General features: G+C 59.0%; 26 protein-coding genes and 1 pseudogene. 17 read left to right on the top strand and 10 right to left on the bottom strand.

Annotated features, from left to right (window positions below; genetic code table 11):
- Window positions 1-442 precede the first annotated feature (442 nt).
- Entirely contained in the window at window positions 443-1,282 is an 840-nt protein-coding gene (gene galU / locus KVQ74_RS04695; RefSeq protein WP_217829824.1) for a UTP--glucose-1-phosphate uridylyltransferase GalU, read from the bottom strand.
- Window positions 1,283-1,539: 257 nt separating this feature from the next.
- Between galU and KVQ74_RS04690 the strand changes: the two genes are divergently transcribed.
- Both KVQ74_RS04690 and KVQ74_RS04685 read left to right on the top strand, forming a co-directional pair.
- Complete coding sequence (locus tag KVQ74_RS04690) at window positions 1,540-1,728, top strand: hypothetical protein (protein ID WP_217829823.1); 189 nt, start codon at window positions 1,540-1,542, stop codon at window positions 1,726-1,728.
- A 140-nt stretch (window positions 1,729-1,868) separates the two neighbouring features.
- Complete coding sequence (locus KVQ74_RS04685) at window positions 1,869-2,156, top strand: hypothetical protein (RefSeq protein WP_217829822.1); 288 nt, start codon at window positions 1,869-1,871, stop codon at window positions 2,154-2,156.
- A 3-nt stretch (window positions 2,157-2,159) separates the two neighbouring features.
- On the opposite strand, the gene KVQ74_RS04680 is transcribed toward KVQ74_RS04685, so the two are convergent.
- Together KVQ74_RS04680 and KVQ74_RS04675 are read right to left on the bottom strand one after the other, a co-directional pair.
- Window positions 2,160-2,390 carry a hypothetical protein gene (locus tag KVQ74_RS04680; protein WP_217829821.1) on the bottom strand — a complete coding sequence of 77 codons (231 nt, stop codon included), beginning with the start codon at window positions 2,388-2,390 and terminating at the stop codon, window positions 2,160-2,162.
- A gap of 72 nt (window positions 2,391-2,462) precedes the next feature.
- Window positions 2,463-2,819 carry a hypothetical protein gene (locus KVQ74_RS04675; RefSeq protein ID WP_217829820.1) on the bottom strand — a complete coding sequence of 119 codons (357 nt, stop codon included), beginning with the start codon at window positions 2,817-2,819 and terminating at the stop codon, window positions 2,463-2,465.
- Between the two features lie 211 nt (window positions 2,820-3,030).
- Between KVQ74_RS04675 and KVQ74_RS04670 the strand changes: the two genes are divergently transcribed.
- The 5 genes from KVQ74_RS04670 to ada all read left to right on the top strand — a co-directional run bounded on the left by KVQ74_RS04670 (window position 3,031) and on the right by ada (window position 6,170).
- Entirely contained in the window at window positions 3,031-3,333 is a 303-nt protein-coding gene (locus KVQ74_RS04670) for a DUF1883 domain-containing protein (RefSeq protein WP_065260500.1), read from the top strand.
- A 27-nt stretch (window positions 3,334-3,360) separates the two neighbouring features.
- Entirely contained in the window at window positions 3,361-3,537 is a 177-nt protein-coding gene (locus KVQ74_RS04665) for a hypothetical protein (protein WP_217829819.1), read from the top strand.
- A gap of 95 nt (window positions 3,538-3,632) precedes the next feature.
- Window positions 3,633-4,346 carry a 2OG-Fe(II) oxygenase gene (locus KVQ74_RS04660; protein WP_217829818.1) on the top strand — a complete coding sequence of 238 codons (714 nt, stop codon included), beginning with the start codon at window positions 3,633-3,635 and terminating at the stop codon, window positions 4,344-4,346.
- Window positions 4,343-5,014, top strand: a complete 672-nt coding sequence (gene alkB / locus KVQ74_RS04655; protein ID WP_404822652.1) for a DNA oxidative demethylase AlkB — start codon at window positions 4,343-4,345, stop codon at window positions 5,012-5,014. The genes KVQ74_RS04660 and alkB overlap by 4 nt, the downstream gene beginning before the upstream one ends.
- 88 nt (window positions 5,015-5,102) lie before the next feature.
- A complete protein-coding gene (gene ada, locus KVQ74_RS04650) occupies window positions 5,103-6,170 on the top strand; it encodes a bifunctional DNA-binding transcriptional regulator/O6-methylguanine-DNA methyltransferase Ada (protein WP_217829817.1) in 1,068 nt (355 codons plus the stop codon).
- Here the strand turns inward: ada and KVQ74_RS04645 are convergent.
- Together KVQ74_RS04645 and acuI are read right to left on the bottom strand one after the other, a co-directional pair.
- Window positions 6,167-6,625: a GyrI-like domain-containing protein gene (locus KVQ74_RS04645; RefSeq protein WP_217829816.1), complete on the bottom strand. Its 459-nt coding sequence runs from the start codon at window positions 6,623-6,625 to the stop codon at window positions 6,167-6,169. The genes ada and KVQ74_RS04645 overlap by 4 nt on opposite strands.
- Before the next feature lie 62 nt (window positions 6,626-6,687).
- On the bottom strand, window positions 6,688-7,671 hold the full coding sequence (gene acuI / locus KVQ74_RS04640; protein WP_217829815.1) for an acrylyl-CoA reductase (NADPH): 984 nt from the start codon (window positions 7,669-7,671) through the stop codon (window positions 6,688-6,690).
- 215 nt (window positions 7,672-7,886) lie between these two features.
- Here acuI and KVQ74_RS04635 point away from each other — a divergent pair, with 215 nt between their 5' ends.
- The 8 genes from KVQ74_RS04635 to KVQ74_RS29270 all read left to right on the top strand — a co-directional run bounded on the left by KVQ74_RS04635 (window position 7,887) and on the right by KVQ74_RS29270 (window position 13,872).
- Entirely contained in the window at window positions 7,887-8,951 is a 1,065-nt protein-coding gene (locus KVQ74_RS04635) for an NAD(P)H-dependent flavin oxidoreductase (RefSeq protein WP_217829814.1), read from the top strand.
- Between the two features lie 158 nt (window positions 8,952-9,109).
- Window positions 9,110-9,877, top strand: a complete 768-nt coding sequence (gene modA / locus KVQ74_RS04630) for a molybdate ABC transporter substrate-binding protein (RefSeq protein ID WP_225929861.1) — start codon at window positions 9,110-9,112, stop codon at window positions 9,875-9,877.
- On the top strand, window positions 9,878-10,558 hold the full coding sequence (gene modB, locus KVQ74_RS04625) for a molybdate ABC transporter permease subunit (protein WP_217829813.1): 681 nt from the start codon (window positions 9,878-9,880) through the stop codon (window positions 10,556-10,558).
- Between the two features lie 3 nt (window positions 10,559-10,561).
- Complete coding sequence (gene modC / locus KVQ74_RS04620; protein ID WP_217829812.1) at window positions 10,562-11,641, top strand: molybdenum ABC transporter ATP-binding protein; 1,080 nt, start codon at window positions 10,562-10,564, stop codon at window positions 11,639-11,641.
- 72 nt (window positions 11,642-11,713) lie between these two features.
- On the top strand, window positions 11,714-12,748 hold the full coding sequence (locus KVQ74_RS04615) for a DNA topoisomerase IB (RefSeq protein WP_217829811.1): 1,035 nt from the start codon (window positions 11,714-11,716) through the stop codon (window positions 12,746-12,748).
- Window positions 12,749-12,863: 115 nt separating this feature from the next.
- The gene (locus KVQ74_RS04610; RefSeq protein ID WP_217829810.1) at window positions 12,864-13,094 is read left to right on the top strand and encodes a hypothetical protein; all 231 of its coding nucleotides are present in this window, start codon (window positions 12,864-12,866) and stop codon (window positions 13,092-13,094) included.
- 118 nt (window positions 13,095-13,212) lie between these two features.
- The gene (locus KVQ74_RS04605) at window positions 13,213-13,443 is read left to right on the top strand and encodes a hypothetical protein (protein WP_217829809.1); all 231 of its coding nucleotides are present in this window, start codon (window positions 13,213-13,215) and stop codon (window positions 13,441-13,443) included.
- Between the two features lie 144 nt (window positions 13,444-13,587).
- Window positions 13,588-13,872 (top strand): hypothetical protein, encoded by a 285-nt coding sequence (locus KVQ74_RS29270; RefSeq protein WP_225929860.1) that lies wholly within the window; start codon window positions 13,588-13,590, stop codon window positions 13,870-13,872.
- 767 nt (window positions 13,873-14,639) lie between these two features.
- On the opposite strand, the pseudogene KVQ74_RS04595 reads toward KVQ74_RS29270, so the two are convergent.
- From KVQ74_RS04595 to KVQ74_RS04585, 3 genes and pseudogenes are all read right to left on the bottom strand, one after another.
- Window positions 14,640-15,858, bottom strand: a pseudogene (locus KVQ74_RS04595) (transposase).
- 101 nt (window positions 15,859-15,959) lie between these two features.
- Complete coding sequence (locus KVQ74_RS04590) at window positions 15,960-16,520, bottom strand: HisS family protein (RefSeq protein WP_217829987.1); 561 nt, start codon at window positions 16,518-16,520, stop codon at window positions 15,960-15,962.
- A gap of 526 nt (window positions 16,521-17,046) precedes the next feature.
- Window positions 17,047-17,691, bottom strand: a complete 645-nt coding sequence (locus tag KVQ74_RS04585; RefSeq protein WP_217829807.1) for a TetR/AcrR family transcriptional regulator — start codon at window positions 17,689-17,691, stop codon at window positions 17,047-17,049.
- Window positions 17,692-17,804: 113 nt separating this feature from the next.
- Here KVQ74_RS04585 and KVQ74_RS04580 point away from each other — a divergent pair, with 113 nt between their 5' ends.
- The gene (locus KVQ74_RS04580; protein ID WP_217829806.1) at window positions 17,805-18,698 is read left to right on the top strand and encodes an NAD(P)/FAD-dependent oxidoreductase; all 894 of its coding nucleotides are present in this window, start codon (window positions 17,805-17,807) and stop codon (window positions 18,696-18,698) included.
- Window positions 18,699-18,719: 21 nt separating this feature from the next.
- Window positions 18,720-19,193 (top strand): methyltransferase family protein, encoded by a 474-nt coding sequence (locus KVQ74_RS04575; protein ID WP_217829805.1) that lies wholly within the window; start codon window positions 18,720-18,722, stop codon window positions 19,191-19,193.
- Window positions 19,194-19,420: 227 nt separating this feature from the next.
- Here the strand turns inward: KVQ74_RS04575 and KVQ74_RS04570 are convergent, their stop codons facing one another.
- Both KVQ74_RS04570 and KVQ74_RS04565 read right to left on the bottom strand, forming a co-directional pair.
- Window positions 19,421-20,797, bottom strand: a complete 1,377-nt coding sequence (locus tag KVQ74_RS04570; protein ID WP_217829804.1) for a GntP family permease — start codon at window positions 20,795-20,797, stop codon at window positions 19,421-19,423.
- A gap of 90 nt (window positions 20,798-20,887) precedes the next feature.
- Complete coding sequence (locus KVQ74_RS04565; protein ID WP_217829803.1) at window positions 20,888-21,718, bottom strand: amidohydrolase family protein; 831 nt, start codon at window positions 21,716-21,718, stop codon at window positions 20,888-20,890.
- Between the last annotated feature and the right edge of the window lie 15 nt (window positions 21,719-21,733).

Raw genomic sequence — 21,733 nt, 5'->3', positions numbered from 1 at the left:
CGGTCACCTTTCGAATGTCCAAAAAAAAAAGACGCCTGAAACCTTTCGGTTTCAGGCGTCTTTGCCTGTTCTTTGCGGTGTTGAAACCAGACGCCTATGCCTGATCCACCGATGCTGCCGCCTGATCATCGTTGACCGAGGGCTGCGTGACTGATGCGAACCGTTGCAGGCTATGTGCCAATCAGCAGAATTGAGACCTCACCACGCTTCGAACTCGCAAGAACAAGGCCTCTCCTTCGAAACACCAGAACAACGAAGTTGATATCCCCGCCCCCGAGTGATGCAGGACGCCAGGCACATCGCCCTGTAAAAGTGCATGTTGCGAACGCTCCGCTCCAAAAAAAACGCCCCGAACAAGTCGGGGCGCTTATTGGCGGTATCGCACGCGTATTTTCATACAGCGTGCGAAAAAGCCTGTTTAAAGCAGACAGATCAAGCGCTATCAGTAAGCCTTGCCAGTCTTGTAGAAGTTCTCGAAACAGAAGTTGGTTGCTTCGATGTAGCCTTCGGCGCCACCGCAGTCGAAACGCTTGCCCTTGAACTTGTAGGCAATCACGCAACCGTTCTTGGCCTGCTTCATCAGGGCGTCGGTGATCTGGATCTCGCCACCCTTGCCCGGTTCGGTTTGCTCGATCAGTTTGAAAATATCCGGCGTCAGGATGTAGCGACCGATAATCGCCAGGTTCGACGGAGCATCTTCCGGCGCTGGTTTCTCGACCATGTTGCGTACGCGGTACAGGTCATCAGCGATCAACTCGCCGGCGATCACGCCGTACTTGTTGGTTTCGTTCGGATCGACTTCCTGAATCGCAACGATGGTGCAGCGGTACTGTTCGTACAGTTTGACCATCTGGGTCAGCACGCCGTCGCCTTCCAGGTTGACGCACAGGTCGTCCGCCAGAACCACGGCGAAAGGCTCGTCGCCAATCAGCGGGCGGCCGGTCAGGATCGCGTGGCCAAGGCCCTTCATTTCGGTCTGACGGGTGTAGGAGAACGAGCACTCGTCCAGCAGTTTGCGGATACCGACCAGGTATTTCTCTTTGTCGGTGCCCTTGATCTGGTTTTCCAGCTCGTAGCTGATGTCGAAGTGGTCTTCCAGAGCGCGCTTGCCGCGACCGGTCACGATGGAGATTTCGTTCAGACCCGCGTCCAGTGCTTCTTCAACGCCGTACTGGATCAGTGGCTTGTTTACCACCGGCAGCATTTCCTTGGGCATGGCTTTAGTCGCTGGCAGGAAGCGAGTACCGTAACCGGCTGCTGGGAACAAGCATTTCTTGATCATATAAGTCCTTGAAAGGGCTGTGTGTACGAGTTTCGGCGCAGTCTAATCAGGCGGCGTGCACCTTACAATGCCCCGCACTGGCTAACCGATGCCAACATAGAGAAATATTCTCGCCGATAGTTCCATCGACGCTTCGAGCGCGCGAAAACAGAGTAGCTCAAAGCCACCAACAAACTACCCTGCCCGCGACTATCGGCAGCCGCCGCGTGCGTTTGCCGGTATCATGGCGCCTTTGAACCAGCCAACGAGGCAAGTAGATGGCCGCAGCAAAAATCATCAACGGGTACGTGGTCGACAAGGCGAAGGACGGCCAGTGGCACATCAGCGCCGCCAATGGCGAGCACATTGCCGGGCCATTCCCGAGCGAAGCGATGGCAGTTGAAGTCGCTTCGGTGTTCGAGGACACGCCTGCTGCTCCCAAGCGTCGCGGTAAAGATCGGGACTGATCGACCTGCGATGGACAAGAGCCCTGCATTGCGCAGGGCTTTTTTTGTCTCTGCGCACAGAGATGTGGCCAATCGCTATAACCTTTTCCTGCCGGCGCTGTCATAGCGTCTGACCCTCTCCTTTCGAAGACGATATCGCCATGAACACCCGCATCCTCCCACTGATTGCGCTACTGGCCCTGACTGGCGGTTGCGCCACTTCGCAAACGACCTACCTCAATAATGGCGAACAGGGCCTGAGCATTGACTGTTCCGGCGAGGCCAATTCCTGGGCCTCCTGTTACGAAAAGGCTGACGCCTCCTGCGCAGGCACCGGCTATCGCATCGTCGGCACCGACGGTACGCCGGCCCCGGCCGAAAGCGACAAGACCCTGGGCGTCGACGTGGGCAACTACAAGAACCGCAGCGTGGTGGTGGTCTGCAAATAGCTTTTACATGTGGATTTCGGCGAACTTGATCCCCAGTCCGCGCACGACTTCAATCAGGTCGTCCAGCCGGGCGAAAGACTCGACTTCATCGTTGTCGTCCACCAAGAAATAGCTGCGCCCGGCGCTCTTCTTGAAAAATACGATCCACTCCCCCGGATTCGCCGGGTTCTGGATCACATGGGTGGCAGAAATAAGGCCCTCTGCGTGCCTCTCCCGTACGTGCTCGCGCTTCATGCGTCCCTCCAGAAATGACAATGCCGCCCAGGCCAGACCTGGACGGCATCGGTGCCGATTGGCGACAGTTTATCAGCCGGATATGCAAACCGTGGCAGCGTTGCGCACATCCCGTGGACGCAAAGGCACGTTGGAAATGCGCTCATGCAACTTGATGCTGCTGCCGCCGGAACGATCGTCGATATCGAATACCGCTGCCGGTCCGGAGGAAAGCTTGCCTGGCACGATGACGCGCATGCCGTCCTTGTGCGGCTCCACTTGCAGGGCGCCGCGACTGTCTGCCAGTTTTTCGACCAGGCACTGCGCATACTCATGGGGTTTCTTGCCGGAAATGACGATCATGGTCGGCAGCGTTTCATTGATTTCCGCAACGCTCGCGCAACCACCCAATGCCAACACCGCCGACAGACACACCACACCCCATTTCATACAAAATCTCCAATAAAGACCCTCCGACAGCACGAATGCCGTTTTTCTCCGAGGCTTACCGCATTTAACCCGCTTCAAATCGCGAATAACCGTTTTAAATTGTCAAAGCAGCGCCCGACGGCCAGATAATAACCCGTCCGGGCTGATAAACTGCGCCGATCTATCCTGCTATCGTTTTGATTTTGTAGAAAAAGCCCTTCTGGAGGCGCCCATGAAATTCATTCACCAGCGCGAACACCTCAATGAAGACGACATCGTCGTCATCCAATGCTCGCAAACCTGCAACATTCGTCTGATGAACGACGCCAACTTCCGCAGCTTCAAGAACGGCGGACGCCACACCTATCACGGTGGCGCGTTCGACAAGTTCCCGGCGCGCATCACCGCTCCGAGCACCGGCTTCTGGAACATCACCATCGATACCGTCAGCCGCCGCGCCATCAGCGTAACGCGCAAGCCGAACCTGACTCACTCGATCAAGATCATCCGCCGCTCCAGCTCGAAACTCAGCTGAATCCCCCAATCAACCAATCAGGTAAGCATGACCGTGGCTCAAACGACCAAATACGTCATCAAGTACAAACTCAATGGTGAACGCCGTTTCGAGTTCGCCCAACTGGAAAACGGCACGGCGGAAGAAGCCAAGGCTGCGCTCGACGCGCTGCACGGCCAGGGCGACGACGTAATCAGCGACATCAGCGTCAGCAAGGCCCTGTAAGACCCGGGCGACCCTGATTCGACCGCAAGCATCGGAGTGTTTCGACCTGCCGGGCTGCCCAGACTGATCGCCTCGATGTGAATCAAGGAGTCAGCATGCCGAAGTCACCCAACGCCCCGCTGGATAGCCTCGACTGGAACGCGCTGGAACAGCAACTGGATCAGGACGGCTGCGCCATCATCCGCACGCTGTTACGCCCGGAAAGCTGTGAACGCATCAGCGCGTTGTACACGCAAAACGAACCGTTCCGTTCGCAGGTGATCATGGCTCGCCACGGATTCGGTCGCGGCGAGTACAAATACTTTCGCTACCCGCTGCCGCCGCTGGTCGAACGTCTGCGCGAGGCGCTGTATCCCCGCCTTGTTCCCCTCGCCAACCGCTGGCATGAACGGATGGGACTGGCCGAACGCTTTCCGGTCACTCACAGCGAATTTCTGCAGTGTTGCCATGCCGCCGGTCAAGTGCGACCCACCCCGCTATTGCTGCAATACGGACCCGAGGACTACAACTGTCTGCATCAGGACTTGTACGGCGAACACGTGTTTCCGCTGCAAGTGGCGATACTTCTGTCAGAACCGGGTCGCGATTTCAGTGGCGGCGAATTCGTCCTGACCGAGCAGCGCCCGAGAATGCAGTCCCGCCCACAGGTCATGGACCTGAGACAAGGCGATGCGCTGATCTTCGCCGTCAACCAGCGCCCGGTCCAGGGCGTACGCGGTGATTATCGCGTGACCATGCGCCACGGCGTCAGTCGCCTGCACAGCGGAAAACGGCATACTCTGGGCATCATCTTTCACGACGCTTCATGACCGCCATGCAAATCACTTTCGACCTGTTTGCCGACAGCGAATCCGAACAGCCCCGACGCGCGGAACAGATCGGCGATCAATCCTGGGTGTTGCGCGGTTTCGCCCTGCCCCATATCGAGCGGCTGCTGCCGGCACTGGAATCGGTTATTGCCATCGCGCCGTTGCGCCACATGATGACGCCTGGCGGCTTCAGCATGTCGGTGGCCACCAGCAGCTGCGGCGAACTCGGCTGGATCACCGACCGCAGCGGTTATCGCTACTCGGCTGTGGACCCACTCAGCAACCAGCCCTGGCCTGCCATGCCCGACGCCTTTCGCGAACTGGCACAGGCAGCAGCGACGCAGGCAGGATTTGCCGGTTTCATACCAGACTCCTGCCTGATCAACCGTTACGCCCCCGGTGCCAAGATGTCTTTGCATCAGGACAAGGACGAAAGCGATTACGCCGCGCCGATCGTGTCCCTGTCGCTGGGCTTGTCCGCGATGTTTCTGTTTGGCGGTTTCGCCCGCAGCGACAAGAGCCAGCGAATCGCCCTGTTGCACGGCGACATGGTGGTCTGGGGCGGCGTTGATCGCCTGCGCTATCACGGCGTGCTGCCGATCAAGCCCGGCCGGCATCGGCTGCTGGGCGAGCAACGTTTTAACCTGACCTTTCGCACCGCTGGATAATCGCGCAAAGTTTGACCGCAAGGGCCGGAGTGTTACGTCAGGCAGCGCTGGTTAACCTGAAATCCTACAGGCCAACGGACTCTCGATCATGAAAACGCTTTCGACCACACCGAACACTGAAAACGATCCACGCTGGGCTGCCGTGGTGGCGCGCGATCCGCAGGCGGACGGCCAGTTTGTCTATGCGGTAAAAACCACCGGCGTGTATTGCCGCCCGAGCAGTCTGGCGCGTTTGCCGAAACCGCAGAACGTCGAATTCTTCGACACCGCGCAAGATGCCGAAGCCGCGGGATACCGTCCTAGCAAACGGGCCAGCAAGGATCAGAGCGAGGTCGCCGCACAGCATGCCGCCACGGTTGCGGCGGCGTGCCGGCAGATCGAGGCGTCGGAAACCCTGCCGGCGCTCAATGACCTGGCCGAGACCGCCGGCCTGAGCACCTTCCACTTCCACCGCGTTTTCAAAGCCGCGACCGGCCTGACCCCCAAAGGCTACGCTGCCGCACATCGCTCGCGCCGGGTGCGTCAGCGGCTTGCGGACGGCGGCTCGGTGACGGATGCGCTCTACGATGCCGGCTTCAACTCCAACAGCCGCTTCTATGAAGCCGCCGACCAGGTACTGGGGATGAAGCCCGGCGACTTCCGGGCCGCCGGGCAAAACAACGATATCCGTTTCGCTGTTGGCCAATGCTCGCTCGGGGCCATTCTGGTGGCGCAAAGCGAGCGCGGGATCTGCGCGATTTTGCTGGGGGATGATCCGCACCAATTGGTCTGCGATCTGCAGGATCAATTTCGCCGGGCCAATCTGATCGGTGCCGACCGTGACTTCGAGCAACTGATCGCCCAGGTCGTCGGCTTCATCGAAGCGCCGGCCATCGGCCTCGATCTGCCACTGGATGTCCGCGGCACGGCGTTTCAGGAGCGGGTCTGGCAGGCGCTGCGGGAAATCCCGCCAGGCAGCACCGCCAGTTACGCCGACATTGCCCAACGCATCGGTTCGCCCAAAGCGGTGCGTGCGGTGGCTCAGGCGTGTGGCGCCAACAGCCTCGCGGTGGCGATCCCCTGCCACCGCGTGGTGCGCAGCGATGGCAACCTGTCGGGCTATCGCTGGGGTGTGGAGCGCAAGCGTGAACTGCTCACGCGGGAAGCGCAGCCCTAACGGACGCCGATGTAAATCGATACCGACTCGGGGCCGGTATAGGCCTCGAAGTCGGTGGCGAAGCGCCGCTGGAGCTGCGGGTTGATCTGAAAATGGTTCCAGATGTAACCCCAGGTACTGATGACCGTGTCAGGCATCGCCCCGGACGCCGAGAACACCAGGTAATCGCCGCTCTCGATGCGGATCGTTTCGAAATCTGTCGAGGGGTCGGTGACTGCGACACCGGCCGTCACATCGAACGCGCCCGACGCATCCGATTCGTACGCCGAATAAACGCCATAAACCGGCGATTCGGTCAGCTTGCCGGGAATGACCTGCGCCAAACCTTCAGCGAAAAAACGCCCCCACATCGGACCAATTTTCGCCGTTTCGGCGTTGTGCTCTGCCGCGTTGGTGGTTAGCACCCGCAAACCCGAAACCGTGAATGGATCGACATGCTGTTGTTTTACGTCCATCGAAAGCGCCACTCCCTGTAAGCCGGATGCGGCTCGAAAGAGCCGCAATGGCGCTTACTGTGTCAGCGATTGACATCCACCACAACCCGGCCGCGCAACTGTCCGGCGAGCAGTTTTGGCGCGGCGTCGAGGGCTTCGCCAAGGCCTATTTCGTGGCTGATGAGGGGCAGCAAGGCGAAGTCCAGATCCCGGGCCAGACGCTCCCATGCTTCGAGGCGCCGAGCCTTGGGCTGCGTCACGCTATTGATCCCGGCCAGGGTCACGCCCCGCAGAATGAACGGCGCCACCGACGCCGGGAAATCCATGCCCTGGGCCAGACCACATGCCGCGACCGTGCCTTCGGCGCGGGTGCTGGAGCAGGCATTGGCCAACGTGTGGCTGCCAACCGAGTCGATCACCCCGGCCCAGCGTTCTTTCGCCAGCGGCTTGCCCGGCTCGGACAGGGTCGCACGATCAATGATTTCGTCGGCACCCAACTGTTTCAGATACTCATGCTCGGAAACCCGGCCGGTGGACACCACCACGCGGTAACCAAGCTTGCTCAGCAGCGCGATGGCAAAGCTGCCGACCCCGCCGTTGGCACCAGTGACCAACACTTCGCCCTGCTGTGGCGTCACGCCGTTGCGCTCCAGCGCCAGGATGCACAGCATCTCCGTATAACCCGCCGTGCCGATGGCCATGGCTTGCGCAGGAGAGAATGCCTTGGGCAACGGAATCAGCCAATCGCCGTTTAACCGCGCCTTCTGCGCCAGGCCACCCCAATGTCCCTCACCCACGCCCCAGCCATTGAGCAGCACCTGATCGCCGGCCTGATAGTCCGGGTGCGAACTGACTTCGACGGTGCCCGCCAGATCGATCCCCGGCACCATCGGAAACTTGCGCACCACCGGACTGCTGCCGGTGATCGCCAGGCCATCCTTGAAATTCAGCGTGCTGTAGGCAACTCGCACAGTCACATCGCCTTCGGGCAGTTGCTCTTCGGTGATCTGCTGCAGGCTGGCGCGATAGCCGTTGTCGTCTTTGTCGATCAGAATGCCGTTGAACATGACTGCCTCTCAGGAATGAATTTGAGTTGGTCGTGGGATTGAAATAACACAAAGCAACACATTGCCCTACCCGACTTTCCGCCAATCCGCACAGAGTTCGTGCTGATGTGTGCCGCCCGCGCTACAAATCTCGACTGGCCTTGCACACGGCTTTGCTGGTAAAAAATCCGCCTCCAGCGTCCCTGCCCTGATTTGTCCTTCGGAGAACCTTTTCCATGAGCCAATGGCCAGATACCCGCATTCTTGACCTGTTCGGCATCGAACTGCCGATCATCCAGGGCCCCATGGCCGGTGCCACCAACTCGTCGATGGTGATCGCAACGTGCAACGCCGGTGGCCTCGGATCGATGCCGGCGGCAATGCTGAGCATCGAGCAGTTGCGCGAGGAACTGAAGACCATTCGCCAGGGCACGACCAAACCGTTCAACGTCAATTTCTTCTGCCACACCCCGCCGGCCGCCGACGAGCAACGGGCGCGTGACTGGAAAAACCTGCTGGAACCTTATTACCGCGAACTGGGTGTCGATTTCGATGCGCCGACGCCGGTGTCCAACCGCGCACCGTTTGATGCCGCTGCCTGTGAAGTGCTGGAGGAATTTCGCCCCGAAGTGGTGAGCTTCCATTTCGGCCTGCCGGAAAAGTCCCTGCTGGACCGGGTCAAGGCCACTGGCGCGAAAATCCTGTCTTCGGCGACCACCGTCGATGAGGCCGTCTGGCTGGAGCAGAACGGTTGCGATGCAATTATCGCCATGGGTTATGAGGCCGGTGGCCATCGCGGGATGTTTCTCAGCAATGACCTGAGCAGCCAGGTCGGTACGTTCGCCCTGGTGCCACAAGTGGTCGATGCGGTGAGCGTGCCGGTGATCGCGGCCGGGGCGATCGCCGATGCCCGGGGTGTGGCAGCGGCGTTCATGCTGGGGGCGTCGGCGGTGCAAGTCGGCACGGCGTATCTGTTCACGCCGGAAGCCAAGGTCAGCGCCTCTCACCACAAGGCGCTGCGTACCGCCAAGGAAAGCGAGACAGCGGTCACCAACCTATTCACCGGGCGACCGGCGCGGGGGATTCTCAACCGGGTGATGCGCGAACTGGGTCCGATATCGGACAAGGCTCCGGCCTTCCCGCTGGCCGGTGGCGCCTTGATGCCGTTGCGGGCCAAGGGCGAAGCGGACTTCAGCAATTTGTGGGCAGGCCAGGCATTTACGCTGGGCAAAGAGCTCGGCAGCGCCGAATTGACCCGGCAACTGGCCGAAGGCGCACTGGCGAAACTGACGCGCCAATGACCTGAACCATGGCAGGGATATATCGTTCCTGCCATGACGCTTTCCGTTTAGCGGCATTTCGCTATATATTCCGATATATAGCGATTCACCCCTCGCAACGGCGCAGTCCACCCCCAACAACCACTGCCCACTGCACTTGCCCACAACGGAGCTGTTACATGACGATTCGTGCCTCACGTTTTGCCCCTACCTGCCTGGCTTCCCTGCTGGCGGTATTCGCCATCGGCGCTGCGCAGGCCGATGAAGTGCAGGTTGCCGTCGCGGCCAACTTCACCGCACCGATCCAGGCGATCGCCGCCGATTTCGAAAAAGACACCGGGCACAAGCTGGTCGCCGCCTACGGCGCTACCGGCCAGTTCTACACCCAGATCAAAAACGGCGCGCCGTTCGAAGTGTTCCTCTCGGCAGACGACACCACCCCGGAGAAACTCGAGAAAGAAGGCGACACCGTCAAAGGCTCGCGCTTCACCTACGCCATCGGCACCCTGGCGCTGTGGTCGGCCAAAGAAGGCTACGTCGACGCCAAAGGTGACGTGCTGAAGAAAAACGAATTCCAGCACCTGTCCATCGCCAACCCGAAAGCCGCGCCATACGGCCTGGCCGCCACCCAGGTGCTGGAAAAGCTGAAACTGACTGAGGCGACCAAAGCCAAAATCGTCGAAGGCCAGAACATTACCCAGGCCTATCAATTCGTTTCCACTGGCAACGCTGAACTGGGCTTCGTCGCCCTCTCGCAGATCTACAAGGACGGCAAAGTCAGCAGCGGTTCGGCGTGGATCGTCCCGGCGAGCATGCATGACCCGATTAAACAGGATGCAGTCATCCTGAACAAAGGCAAGGACAACGCCGCCGCCAAGGCGCTGGTCGAATACCTCAAAGGTCCGAAAGCTGCTGCGGTCATCAAGTCGTTCGGTTACCAGCTCTAAATGTCGCTGACGAGTGCCGATTTCGCGGCGATCTGGCTGACCCTGAAACTGGCGTCCCTGACCACTGCGATCCTGCTGGTCGTCGGCACTCCGATTGCCCTTTGGTTGTCGCGCAGCCGTTCCTGGTTGCGCGGACCGATTGGCGCGATCGTCGCCCTGCCCCTTGTCCTGCCGCCCACGGTCATCGGTTTTTACCTGTTGCTGGTGATGGGTCCGAACGGCTTTCTCGGCCAATTTACCCAGTGGCTGGGGCTGGGCACTCTGACATTCAGCTTCACCGGACTGGTGATCGGTTCGGTGCTCTATTCCATGCCGTTTGTGGTGCAGCCGTTGCAAAACGCCTTCTCCGCCATTGGCACCCGCCCGCTGGAAGTGGCCGCGACTTTGCGTGCCAATCCCTGGGACACTTTTTTCAGCGTGATCCTGCCACTGGCGCGCCCCGGTTTTATTACAGCGGCGATCCTCGGCTTTGCCCATACCGTCGGTGAATTCGGCGTGGTGCTGATGATCGGCGGCAATATTCCCGACAAGACGAGGGTCGTCTCGGTGCAGATCTACGACCACGTCGAAGCCATGGAGTACGCGCAAGCTCACTGGCTGGCCGGGGCCATGCTGGTGTTTTCGTTCCTGGTGTTGCTGGCGCTCTACTCCAGCCGCAAGACCCGCGCGGGCTGGAGTTGATCGATGATTGATGCGCGTCTGAAACTGACTTATTCGGGCTTTGGCCTGGACGTCGACCTGCACCTGCCCGGTCGCGGCGTGACGGCGCTGTTCGGCCAATCCGGTTCGGGCAAGACCACTTGCCTGCGCTGTATTGCCGGGCTGGAGCGCGCCGAACAGGCCTTTGTCCAGATCAATGACGAGGTCTGGCAGGACAGCGACAAAGGCATTTTCGTGCCTCCGCATAAACGGGCGCTCGGCTATGTGTTCCAGGAGGCCAGCCTGTTCCCGCACCTCTCGGTGCTGGCCAACCTGCAATTCGGCCTCAAGCGCATCGCCAAGGCCCAGCGCCGGGTGGACATGGCGCAAGCCACGGAACTGCTGGGCATCGGCCATCTGCTCGAACGCCATCCGCAGCACCTGTCCGGTGGTGAACGCCAGCGTATCGGCATCGCCCGTGCGCTGCTGACCAGCCCGAAACTGCTGCTGATGGATGAGCCGCTGGCGGCCCTCGACAGCCAGCGCAAAAGCGAAATCCTGCCTTACCTGCAACGCCTGCACGACGAACTGGACATTCCGGTGCTGTACGTCAGCCACGCCCAGGATGAAGTGGCGCGTCTGGCCGATCACTTGGTACTGCTCAGCGACGGCAAGGCCCTCGCCAGCGGCCCGATCGGCGAAACCCTGGCCCGGCTCGACCTGCCGCTGGCCATGGGCGATGACGCTGGCGTGATCATCGAGGGTCTGGTCAGTGCCTACGATGCCGACTACCAATTGCTCACGCTGCAACTGCCGGATACCTTGTTGAGCATTCGCGTAACCCACGCACCGATGGCGACCGGCCAGGCCTTGCGTTGCAAGGTACAGGCCCGCGACATCAGCCTGACGCTGGAAGGGAATGAGTTCAGCAGCATCCTCAATCGTCTGCCGGTCACTGTTGTCAGCGAACAACCGGCCGATAACGCCGCCCACGTGCTGATCCGCCTGGATGCCGGTGGTACGCCGTTGCTGGCGCGCATCACCCGCTATTCGCGGGATCACCTCGGCGTGCATCCGGGCCAGCAACTCTGGGCACAGATCAAAGCGGTCGCAGTGCTGGCGTAAATCGGCGGGCACGACGGCCATGGCGCGCGGTCAATCGCTGTAACAGCTGATTGCCTGCCAAGGAAAACCGCCATGCCCGACACCGCGCTGACCGATGCTTTGCCTGCGGATCTGCATTACGTCGATGACACTCAGACAGGCCTGACCCGCAAAAAACTGCGTGGCAAGTTCTACTACTTCGATGCGGCGGGTCAGCGCATTACCGACACAGACGAAATCAAACGCATCAACGCACTGGCGGTACCACCCGCCTACACCGACGTGTGGATCTGCGCCGACCCGCGTGGCCATCTGCAAGCCACCGGACGCGATGCCCGAGGCCGCAAGCAATACCGCTATCACCCGCGCTGGCGCGAAGTACGCGACGCCGACAAATACTCGCGTCTGCGGGAGTTCGGGCTGGCGCTGCCCAAACTGCGCAAACAATTGGAAACGCTGCTGGCGGCGCCGGGCTTCAGTCGCGACAAGGTCATGGCCACGGTGATTACGCTGCTCGATGCCACGCTGATTCGCGTTGGCAACACCCAATACGCTCGGGACAACCGCTCCTACGGCCTGACCACCCTGCGCAGTCGCCACGTCGAGGTGAACGGCAGCGCAATCCTGTTCCAGTTTCGCGGCAAAAGCGGCATCGAACACCAGATCACCGTCAGGGATCGGCGCCTGGCGCGGATCATCAAGCGCTGCCTGGAGATTCCAGGGCAGAATCTCTTTCAATATCTGGATGAAAACGGCGAACGACACACCATCAGTTCTTCTGACGTCAACGCGTACCTGCAAACCCTGACCGGCGCCGACTTCACCGCCAAGGACTACCGAACCTGGGCCGGCAGCGCCCTGGCCCTGGCGGTACTGCGCGAACTGCAATGGGAGTCGGAATCCGAGGCCAAGCGGCACGTGGTCGACATGGTGAAAGGTGTCGCACGACAGCTCGGCAACACCCCGGCAGTATGCCGCAAGTGCTACATCCACCCGGCGGTCGTAGAGAGCTTCATGCTCGGGGCGCTGGCCGAGTTGCCAAAGCCTCGGGTGCGCAAGGGCCTGCGCAAGGAGGAAGTGGCGCTGGCGCTGTTCCTCGAGCGGATGAGCGAGGTCGCCGCGCCCTGAAGTCGCCGAACGTTTTCCTTTGACACCCGCAACCGACGAACTGACCTGTCTATTTTTTGCACGATTGGTCAGGGCTTCTATAGTTGATCTGATACGAATCAGCTGCGGTGACGCCATGGAAGACATTTTCGTCGTGAAGCGCTGCAACAAGATCATCATCCACGGTCGCCGCGCCGGAGAAAGTCTCCATGAACCTGCCGAAGCCCAAGGCTGGTTCCGCATCTGCGACACGCGCACTGGTGGCTTCCTCGGCGATGGCTACGATCACGAAGAGCAGGCCCGAAGCGAATGTGACCGGCTGAACGCCGTCAGCGCCCGGGTTGTTGCCCAGGAATCCTCCGGCTGATGCCTTTCATTTGCCGGTCTATACTGAAACGAGCTGAAGGAGCAGCACCCCGACGGTAGAAAGCTCGCGCTGCGCGGGCTTTTTGCTGCCCACAGCAGTTTCCTGACGGAGGTGTCACATGTCCGAAAGAGAGTCCATCACCACCCTCCTCACCTTGCTCGACGCTCGGGAGGCGCGCCTCGCGGCGGCTTGCAAAGAGATCGCCGACTGGGTCGATCATCAGGGCGGACACCCGACTGCCCTGCGCATCCGCGATCGCCTGAACGACATCGAGAAGGACACTCCGCTGATTCGCAGCACGCTGTCGGCGCTCAAGCCTGTTGATCGGCCGCTGCCACGTTTCAGATAATCCACGCGGAATCCGAACTGGCGGTTGAGCGACAACGCAGTTGGTTGGTCGCCTCTCGCCGGTTGATGGCGCGATAGCCAGATTCGCCGAACACCCTTGGTCGTGAAAGGTCAAAGCCTTTACACGTCACCAAGGAGACGTTTTATGGTCATCCACTTTAAAGTCGACGGACACCTGGCTTGCGGTCACAAAGGTCACAACCTCTCCTCTAGCCGCGAACTCAACCGAGTGAAGTGTCGCAGCTGCCGCAGCACCGACGCCTACAAAAATGCACGAAAAGACCAGCGTAACGCAGCTCGGCGGGCAGCCCGTCGGGTCAATTCCGCGCATTCGAGCGGCAACTGGCGAAGCGAATGGATCGAGCGATTGACCGAAATGGTCGGACTGCAGCGTCTGCCTCGGGGTTTCGCCGGACAGGCATTTGTCTAGGCGAAAAAAATAAGGGCTTGCATGAGGTATCTCATGCAAGCCCTTGATATTCATGGTGCCGAAGCCGGAATCGAACCGGCACGCCCTTACGAGCGGGGACTTTAAATCCATAATTTCTTCTTTTAAATCAATAGCTTATACTCATAATTTTTCCGCTTCACATAGATTTCTTTTCCGTTCCAAAACAGAAAAATCAGCACCTCAAAATAAATTGAGGAAAGAAATCGGGCTGTAGGATCCCGTATTCTAAGACAAGACAGACGCCAGTATGTAGAGAGGTCTGGCCGCCACGTGCGCCGGTCGATTGGATCGCCGATCAGTTGGGCCATACTCACGGAAAGATGATCAGTTAATAGTACGGTACGTGGATAAAGCATGACGGAGCGGACGTAGTAGATATGCTACAGATTGACATGAATCTATCACTGTTAATGGTCGCCTCGTCTAGCTAGGCAGAAAGGATCGGTGGACCCAGGCCATAGGGACCCGGTTTCCGAAGTGGCAAGAAAAGGTGCCCACGCCTAGGCTAGGTGTAGGGCCGATTGAACATAGGCAGGAATTCTACGTATCGGTCTTCAAAGTCCGCTATCGGCCCAGGCTGTTTGAAAACGCGCTAAATACTTCGAAAAGTGAGAGTCGCGAGGGTTGCCTATGGAATCAGCGGGCGGAAGCGCGACTTAGCTTAGTAAGTGACATAGAAGTTCGTAATGCCGTTTGGGCCGCGTCAGCGGCCCAAACGGCTACTTACGGGCGAGCAACCGGCTGGATTAAGCCCTGATCGCCTCAATCAGTTCTGCGATACCGAAGATGCTCATCATTCGTTTGAGGTTGTAGGCGAGCACATGAAGACTCATCTCAGTGCTCATCCTTGGCAGAGTTTTGGTCAGGAAGTGGGTACTACCCATCCAGTATTTGAGCGTTCCAAAAGGATGCTCAACAGTCTGGCGGCGAACCTTCATCTTCCCCGTGTCATGTTCCAGCCGAACCTGCATCGCGTCGATTACCGCCTCATGTTCCCAGCGCTTCACCCGGCGCTCCTTACCCGTCGTACATTGCTTTTGCATTGAGCAAGACCGGCAGCCCGAGAAGTAGTAACAATGCAATAGCATGCCGTCTTCCATCGACGAATGCCGCCGGGTTAGTAACTGCCCCGCAGGGCATCGATACTCGTCTGACGCCGCAAGATAGGTAAAATCCTGCTTGCCGAATCTGCCTTCAGCTTTGCTGCCAGATGTCAGGGTTTCGGTACGAAGATAGTGATGCCGGCTTGCTCGCACGCAAGGATTTCCAGACCTTTGTAATATCCTCGGTCGGCCACCACCGTTAGCGATTCAGCCTCGATTTCTTCACGCGCCTGGTTCGCCATATTGCTCAGTTGCCCACGATCATTACCAACGTTGGTCACCTCGTGGGCAATGATCAGGTGGTGTTTGTCGTCGACAGCTGTTTGTACGTTGTAGCCAACCGTTCCGGTGCCTCGGCCGCTCGTGGCCATTGAGCGTGCATCTGGGTCTGTGAGGGAGATCTGCTGGTCTGGACTTTCGTGGATTTGCTGCCGTCGATGGCGATGATTGATTGGGAGAAGAGATTGAGGTTGCGACAAAGAACTACGAACTGGCGGCATACGCTGCGAATGGCTTTGCCGTTGTCTTTGCGAAAGTCGGCAATGGTTTTGAAGTCCGGAGCCAAACGCCCCGTTAGCCACATCAACTCGACGTTACGCTCGGCCTCACGCTCAAGCCGGCGGCTGGACTGAATCCGATTGAGGTAGCCGTAGATATAGATCTTCAGCAAGACCGCCGGGTGGTAGGCCGGACGCCCAGTTGCGGCAGGATCGACGCCCTCAAAACCAAGTGCGCCCAAGTCGAGTTCATCGACGAAAACATCGACCACGCGCACTGGATTTTCTTCGACTACGTAATCGTCCAGACACTCCGGCAGCAAGGTGACTTGAGTTCGCGCCTCGCCTTCGATGAATCGCGTCATGATCGCCTTCGCTACGATTTCAACGAAAGAAGTTTAGACAATCCAATACCATTTCGCCCTGTCTGGTTTGAAAGCGCCTCCTGGTGGAGACGCCTTAAAGATCACAGACTCCGTGTCATTCCTGAGGCCAGCACCAACCGTTCTAGTCCGATGCCGAACCCAGCTCCTTCTCGATAGGCTCCGCCGCCGACAACTTGTTGTTGTGCGCCCAATACGGGGCAACGCACCTCGAAGCCATTCCCCTCAAGGTAATAACTTAGTCCACGCTTCACTGCGAGACTGAGTTCATATTCCAATCCCAGCGAATCAAGAAAGCCAGTGCAGATTGTTTGGCTACGCTCCAAAGCCTGTGCCGGTGTGGGACTAAGAATTTCGAGTCCCAGTTGAGTGAATTCGCGATAACGACCGGCTTGGGGTCGTTCATACCGGTAACATCGCGCTACATAGAAAAACATCGCTTCTTGTCGTGACCCGAGAAGCACATCGTTGCGCTCCTGAAAGAGCGCAGTTGCTTCTGGGATGAGGCAGCAAGGGCGTCCGGCCTTGTCATTGAAGGCCCACATTTGTCCGATAATTTCACTCCCGCCGGTTTTCTCAATAAAAGTGTCTTGGCCCCATAGCGCAGGAACTATGGCCTCCTCAGCTCCGGCATCGATGAAGATAGCTCCGAAAACTGCCTTCTATCTCACGCATGATTGCAGCTTCTTTCCCAGTCACTATTCGAGTTCCACGAAGCATAGTCATTTTCAAAATCTCCAATTTACAGGCAATAAAAAAGGCGCCATTGGCGCCTTGGTTTGGTTCACTGAATTGTCAGAGTCGATGTTTCGAACTCTGATTAATCGATGAGCGTACGCAACCGCGGCACCCTGAGCGAGGTCCGTGATGATGATGGCGATTGCTTGGAATAAATTTAGTCATAACGAATCCTTGCACAAAAGTGGGAGTTCCTACAAGGCGCCGCATTTTTTGACAAACCGGCAACACGTCCCACCGAAGCCGTTTTCACACAGTCTGGGCCAATAGCAGCCGCTCCTGGCCAGAGACAGCAGCTTGAAGGAGTCGATGGTCGATTCAGGCTACGATGCTGAGTACTTGCACTAGTTATCGGACGCATCCTGTGATCCCGCTGCGAACCCTGAAGCGCAAACCCAAGCCTAGGCCAAGCTGCTCCGGAGCAATTAAATACTATCCACCCGCATGGTCGCTGCGACCGTGCGCGGCGATGAACATGGCGACGGCCGAGCGGCAATAGGATTCGATTTCGTCCTCTACTCTCGCCTGATCGAAGCGGGCGATCATCAGTAGGTCGGCCCCTTTGAAGAGCGCGGCAAACAAGCGGGCAGCTTGGAGGGGATCGGGCACGTTGAGAAGCGCCTTCGCGTGAAGTTGGCGCAACAGGGCCTCGATGTCGGCGATGACATGGGCGGCGCCGGCTTCGTAGTGGCGCTTGCTCAAGGCGTTTTGGCTCGTTTTATCGGCCATAACCATGGCTTCGATACTGCTGACGTCTGGTCTCAACAGCGTGCGCAGTAGTGATGTTCCCACCGCCATAAGTTGGTCTTCGACCGAACCTTCGGCACCTTCAAGCAGGGCCTGAGGTGCAAACGACTGCTGGCAGCCGGCCGCGATGGCTGCGCTGAACAGCGCCTCCTTGTTCTCGAAGCGCCTATAGATGCTGAGCTTGGATATCTTCGCCCGCTGGGCGACCTTGTCCAACGTCGTCGCTTGAAAACCCAACTCCACAAAAAGTTCGCTCGCGGCGTCGAGTATCGTTTGGGCAAGCGCCTCGTTGGTGGGTCGGCCGCGCCGGCCCTGTATGGTTTCGGTCATAATATTGGTACTTTACAGTATCTTAATTTAAGATTTACGATACCATCCAGTATCCTAAACTTGCAATCCAAAGGCTAGGTTACAACCTGCCCCCTCCCGCGGAGCCCATCACCATGAATGACGTCATCATCATCGGCGGAAGTTTTGCCGGTCTCGCCGCCGCTTTGCAGCTCGGCCGTGCCCGTCGCAAGGTCATCGTTCTCGATACCAGCCGGCCGCGTAACCGCTTTGCCGGCCATTCGCATGGTCTGCTCGGTCACGATCACACGCCGCCGCTGGACATACTCGCTGCGGCGAGACAGCAGCTGGCGCGCTATCCAACGGTCAGGCTAGTCATTGCCCGGGCGGAGAAAATTTCTGGCGTAATCGACGATTTCTGCGTTGTCACTGACGATCACGAAAGCCTAAGGGCCCGCCGCGTGATCCTGAGCTATGGCGTCGCCGACCAGATGCCTGATGTTCCAGGCTATACCGAGAGTTGGGGCACGTCCATCGTCCCCTGCCCCTATTGCGACGGCTTTGAAGCCGCCGGCCAGCATTGGGGCCTCGTGTGGTCCGGCCCGCAATCGCACAACCAGGTCAGGCTGTTCCTCGATTGGACCGACAGGTTGACTGTCTTTGCCGATGGTCACGACATTGCGCCTGATATCCGGGCCGATCTGGCGCACCGCAACATACCTGTCGTCGATGGGCGGATCGTCGAGATCGCCCATCACCAGGGGCATATCGCCACGGTCAACCTCGACACGGGCTCCACTGTCGCGGTCGACATCCTGTTTGCTCATCCGCGCAACAAGCCGTCCGCAAACCTGCATGAATCGCTGGGCCTTGCCACGATGGATACGCCCACTGGCGTCGTGCTCAAGGTCGACGAGCGTCGCCAAACCAGCACGCCCGGCATCTACGCCGCCGGCGATCTCTCCACGCCCATATTGCCCTCGGTCACCCAGGCATCATCGCAGGGCGCGATGGCGGGTATTTTCGCCCAGCAGTCGATGCTGGCTTGAGCGCATAGAGAGGAGACGAACATGGCCGTCGAACCGGACAGCGCGGGGGTGCGCTTCCCTCCGCCCTTCATCTATCTGGGAGCGCTGCTGTTGGGGCTGGCGGCGGAGCGGTTCGTCGCCCTGCGCTCTTTCGGCATCGACCGGTGGTGGCTGGTCGCGACGGGCGCGCTGCTGTTCGCTGCCGGCGCGGCGACGATGCTTGCGGCGGCGGGGCTCTTCCGGCGCCTGGGCACCCACGTTCCGCCGTCGCGACCAACGACCCTCATCGCAACGACCGGTCCTTATCGGTGGACCCGCAATCCGATGTATCTTGGCATGGCGCTTGTCTATGCCGGCATTGCGGTCGGCTTCGACAGAGCGATCGTCTTGGCTTTGCTTCCGTTGGTGCTGATCGTGATCCAGAGGCACGTGATCGCTCGCGAGGAGCGCTATCTCGAAGCGAAGTTCGGCGACGAGTACCGACGCTACAAGGCCGAGGTTCGCCGCTGGCTCTGACTATTCCGCAGCTGCCGCCTGCGGGATTTTCTGACAACCAACACCGACCTTCCTGCCACGGCTACTGAATGGGCCCTGATTTCGTAAGTAACCAAGGGCCGCTTCTGGCCGAAAGCGGTCGGTGAGGTACTGCGCGAGTCCAATCCGCTGCAACTGCCGCGCCTGATCGACGGCCAAAAAGGGGTTTCACAGATGGCGGCGTCCTGATTTGACGCCGCCTCAGGTCATTACACGACCACGTTCAACAGCAACACCACAATCAAACCGACCACGGCGACGATCGATTGCACCACCGAAATAGTCTTGGTGGCTTCGCCCATCGTCATGCCGAAGGATTCCTTCACCATCCAGAAACCTGCATGGTTGGCGTAGTTGAAGAACAGCGAGCCGCAGCCAATGGACAAGGCCAGCAGCGGCAGGTTGAGGCTGGGATCAGCACCGGCAAGCGGAGCCAGCAAACCGGCAGCCCCCACGATACCTACCGTCGCGGAACCGGTAGATACCGAAAGCAACATGGCGATCAACCAACCGAGGATCAGCGGAGGGAACGCCGACTGCTGAGTCAGGTGCACAATCGCATCGCCCACCTTGGCGCTGGTCAGCAGTTCCTGAAAGGCACCGCCGCCGGCGATGATCATGATGATCGAGGCGATTGGCTTGAGGCTCTTGCCCAGCGAGTCGCGCAATTGCCCCGCATCGCCGCCGCGCGCGAGTACCAGACTGGCCCCGGCGAACAGCACGCCCAGCAGCATCGCTATCAGCGGATTGCCGAGGAAACCGGCCATTTTCAGCAGCGCATTGTCCTTGGCCAATACCATCTCGGCGACGGCATGGATCAGCATCAGGATCGCTGGCAGCAAGGCTGCCAGCACGCCAAGGTATACGCTGGGGCTTGGTTTATCGTCGGCTTTTTCAGTCAGGGTGAACTGATCCAGCAACACCTGATCTGGCCGAGTGCTCATGCGCGGGGAAATGAATGCGCCATACAGTGGGCCGCCTAAAATCATGGCCGGGATAGCCGCCAGGAAACCATAGAGCATGGTCGGCCCGACCGAGGTTTTCAGCGCGGCGATGGCCGTCAACGGGCCAGGGTGCGGCGGGACCATACCGTGCATGGCGGCCAGTGCGGCAATCACCGGAACGCCCACATAGACATACGCCGAACCCTTGAAGCGCGCCTGACTTTCCAGCTTGCGCGCCACGCTGAAGATCAGCGGCAGCATGATCACCAGGCCGACCTCGAAAAACATTGGAATGCCAATCACAAACGCGACCATCATCATCGCCCACGGAATCATCCGATCCGATGTGCGCTTGAGGATGACCGCAGCAATCTGCTCGGTGACGCCGGCGTCAGCAAGAATTTTGCCGAGCATCGCCCCCAGCGCGATGACCACCCCCACTGCCCCCAGTGTCTTGCCGGCACCGGTGACCACGTGGGAGACGATGCCATCTGGCTCCATACCGGTTGCAAAGCCTACGCCGACGGAAACTACCAGCAAAGCCAGCAGCGGGTGCATTTTGAGGCGCGAGACGATCAGCGCTACCAGCACCAGGACGCTGATCAATGCGGTCAGTAACAGATCTATATCTAAGGGAGTCATGAAAGGTTCTCGGTTGAGCTGGTGCCCAAATTCTTGTAAGTGGGTGAGATGAATGGCATCTGCAACGGCTAAGTTTCAGCGTTCGACTTTCTAAAAACCGAATAACCTTCGAGGCGCTTGCACCAGCAGCGAGTCGCTGGCTTGCGCCGAAAGTTCCAAGGCTTGCAACTGGTCGACGACGGTGGCGAAACCGATGCTTTGCTCATGCTGCGTATGCGGCCAGTCGCTGCCCCATACCAACTGATGCAGGCCGAAGCTTTGTTCCAGCAACGGTAATGCCCTTCGAGCGAAATCAATGTTCTGTTGTGGCGTACCTCCCAAACGATAGATTCCCGATACCTTGATCCAGAGCGAACCTTTCGATCCGGCCTCAAGCAACTCGCCAAACCCGGGCTGATCGAGACCCGCATTCGCGTCCGGCCGCCCCAAGTGATCGATCACCAACTTCACGCCGAACGGCGTCAATTGCTGGATCAGGCCCGGCAGATCCTTGAGTTCCCGGTGCAACTCGACATGCCAGTCGAGATCAGCGATATCGCTGAAAAACCCTTGCCAGGCACTATCACGAAAATCAGGTAACGCCTTGCCGATCAGGTTCAAGCGCACGCCGACCACGCCCAGTCGAGCCATGTCATTCAAGGTAGAACGACTGACGCTTGGCTCCAGCACCACCACACCGCGCAACTGCTGCGGCGCTTGCTTCAACGCCGCCAACAGGTAGCTATTGTCGGTGCCAAGGAAACTTGGTTGCACCAATACACCGTGACTCAGACCATGCGTTTGCAAATGCTCAAGGTACTGGTCAAGCGTGGCGTCGTACTCAGGGGTGTAGCGCCGTGCACCGATCAGATGCAGATCACGGTTGAACACATGGGCATGGGAGTCGATGCCGGTGATCGACTTGGGGCGGGTATCTGACATGGGTTTTATCTACTG

It is taken from the genome of Pseudomonas botevensis (genome assembly GCF_019145475.1).
In the GTDB taxonomy this organism is placed as follows: Bacteria; Pseudomonadota; Gammaproteobacteria; order Pseudomonadales; family Pseudomonadaceae; genus Aquipseudomonas; species Aquipseudomonas botevensis.
Note: the sequence above shows the minus strand (reverse complement) of the source record. Positions and strands in the feature narration are given on the sequence as shown.

Coding starts and splice junctions, on each gene's coding strand:
- galU (WP_217829824.1), bottom strand. CDS start 1,282: ATGATCAAGAAATGCTTGTTCCCAGCAGCCGGTTACGGTACTCGCTTC.
- KVQ74_RS04690 (WP_217829823.1), top strand. CDS start 1,540: ATGGCCGCAGCAAAAATCATCAACGGGTACGTGGTCGACAAGGCGAAG.
- KVQ74_RS04685 (WP_217829822.1), top strand. CDS start 1,869: ATGAACACCCGCATCCTCCCACTGATTGCGCTACTGGCCCTGACTGGC.
- KVQ74_RS04680 (WP_217829821.1), bottom strand. CDS start 2,390: ATGAAGCGCGAGCACGTACGGGAGAGGCACGCAGAGGGCCTTATTTCT.
- KVQ74_RS04675 (WP_217829820.1), bottom strand. CDS start 2,819: ATGAAATGGGGTGTGGTGTGTCTGTCGGCGGTGTTGGCATTGGGTGGT.
- KVQ74_RS04670 (WP_065260500.1), top strand. CDS start 3,031: ATGAAATTCATTCACCAGCGCGAACACCTCAATGAAGACGACATCGTC.
- KVQ74_RS04665 (WP_217829819.1), top strand. CDS start 3,361: ATGACCGTGGCTCAAACGACCAAATACGTCATCAAGTACAAACTCAAT.
- KVQ74_RS04660 (WP_217829818.1), top strand. CDS start 3,633: ATGCCGAAGTCACCCAACGCCCCGCTGGATAGCCTCGACTGGAACGCG.
- alkB (WP_404822652.1), top strand. CDS start 4,343: ATGACCGCCATGCAAATCACTTTCGACCTGTTTGCCGACAGCGAATCC.
- ada (WP_217829817.1), top strand. CDS start 5,103: ATGAAAACGCTTTCGACCACACCGAACACTGAAAACGATCCACGCTGG.
- KVQ74_RS04645 (WP_217829816.1), bottom strand. CDS start 6,625: ATGGACGTAAAACAACAGCATGTCGATCCATTCACGGTTTCGGGTTTG.
- acuI (WP_217829815.1), bottom strand. CDS start 7,671: ATGTTCAACGGCATTCTGATCGACAAAGACGACAACGGCTATCGCGCC.
- KVQ74_RS04635 (WP_217829814.1), top strand. CDS start 7,887: ATGAGCCAATGGCCAGATACCCGCATTCTTGACCTGTTCGGCATCGAA.
- modA (WP_225929861.1), top strand. CDS start 9,110: ATGACGATTCGTGCCTCACGTTTTGCCCCTACCTGCCTGGCTTCCCTG.
- modB (WP_217829813.1), top strand. CDS start 9,878: ATGTCGCTGACGAGTGCCGATTTCGCGGCGATCTGGCTGACCCTGAAA.
- modC (WP_217829812.1), top strand. CDS start 10,562: ATGATTGATGCGCGTCTGAAACTGACTTATTCGGGCTTTGGCCTGGAC.
- KVQ74_RS04615 (WP_217829811.1), top strand. CDS start 11,714: ATGCCCGACACCGCGCTGACCGATGCTTTGCCTGCGGATCTGCATTAC.
- KVQ74_RS04610 (WP_217829810.1), top strand. CDS start 12,864: ATGGAAGACATTTTCGTCGTGAAGCGCTGCAACAAGATCATCATCCAC.
- KVQ74_RS04605 (WP_217829809.1), top strand. CDS start 13,213: ATGTCCGAAAGAGAGTCCATCACCACCCTCCTCACCTTGCTCGACGCT.
- KVQ74_RS29270 (WP_225929860.1), top strand. CDS start 13,588: ATGGTCATCCACTTTAAAGTCGACGGACACCTGGCTTGCGGTCACAAA.
- KVQ74_RS04585 (WP_217829807.1), bottom strand. CDS start 17,691: ATGACCGAAACCATACAGGGCCGGCGCGGCCGACCCACCAACGAGGCG.
- KVQ74_RS04580 (WP_217829806.1), top strand. CDS start 17,805: ATGAATGACGTCATCATCATCGGCGGAAGTTTTGCCGGTCTCGCCGCC.
- KVQ74_RS04575 (WP_217829805.1), top strand. CDS start 18,720: ATGGCCGTCGAACCGGACAGCGCGGGGGTGCGCTTCCCTCCGCCCTTC.
- KVQ74_RS04570 (WP_217829804.1), bottom strand. CDS start 20,797: ATGACTCCCTTAGATATAGATCTGTTACTGACCGCATTGATCAGCGTC.
- KVQ74_RS04565 (WP_217829803.1), bottom strand. CDS start 21,718: ATGTCAGATACCCGCCCCAAGTCGATCACCGGCATCGACTCCCATGCC.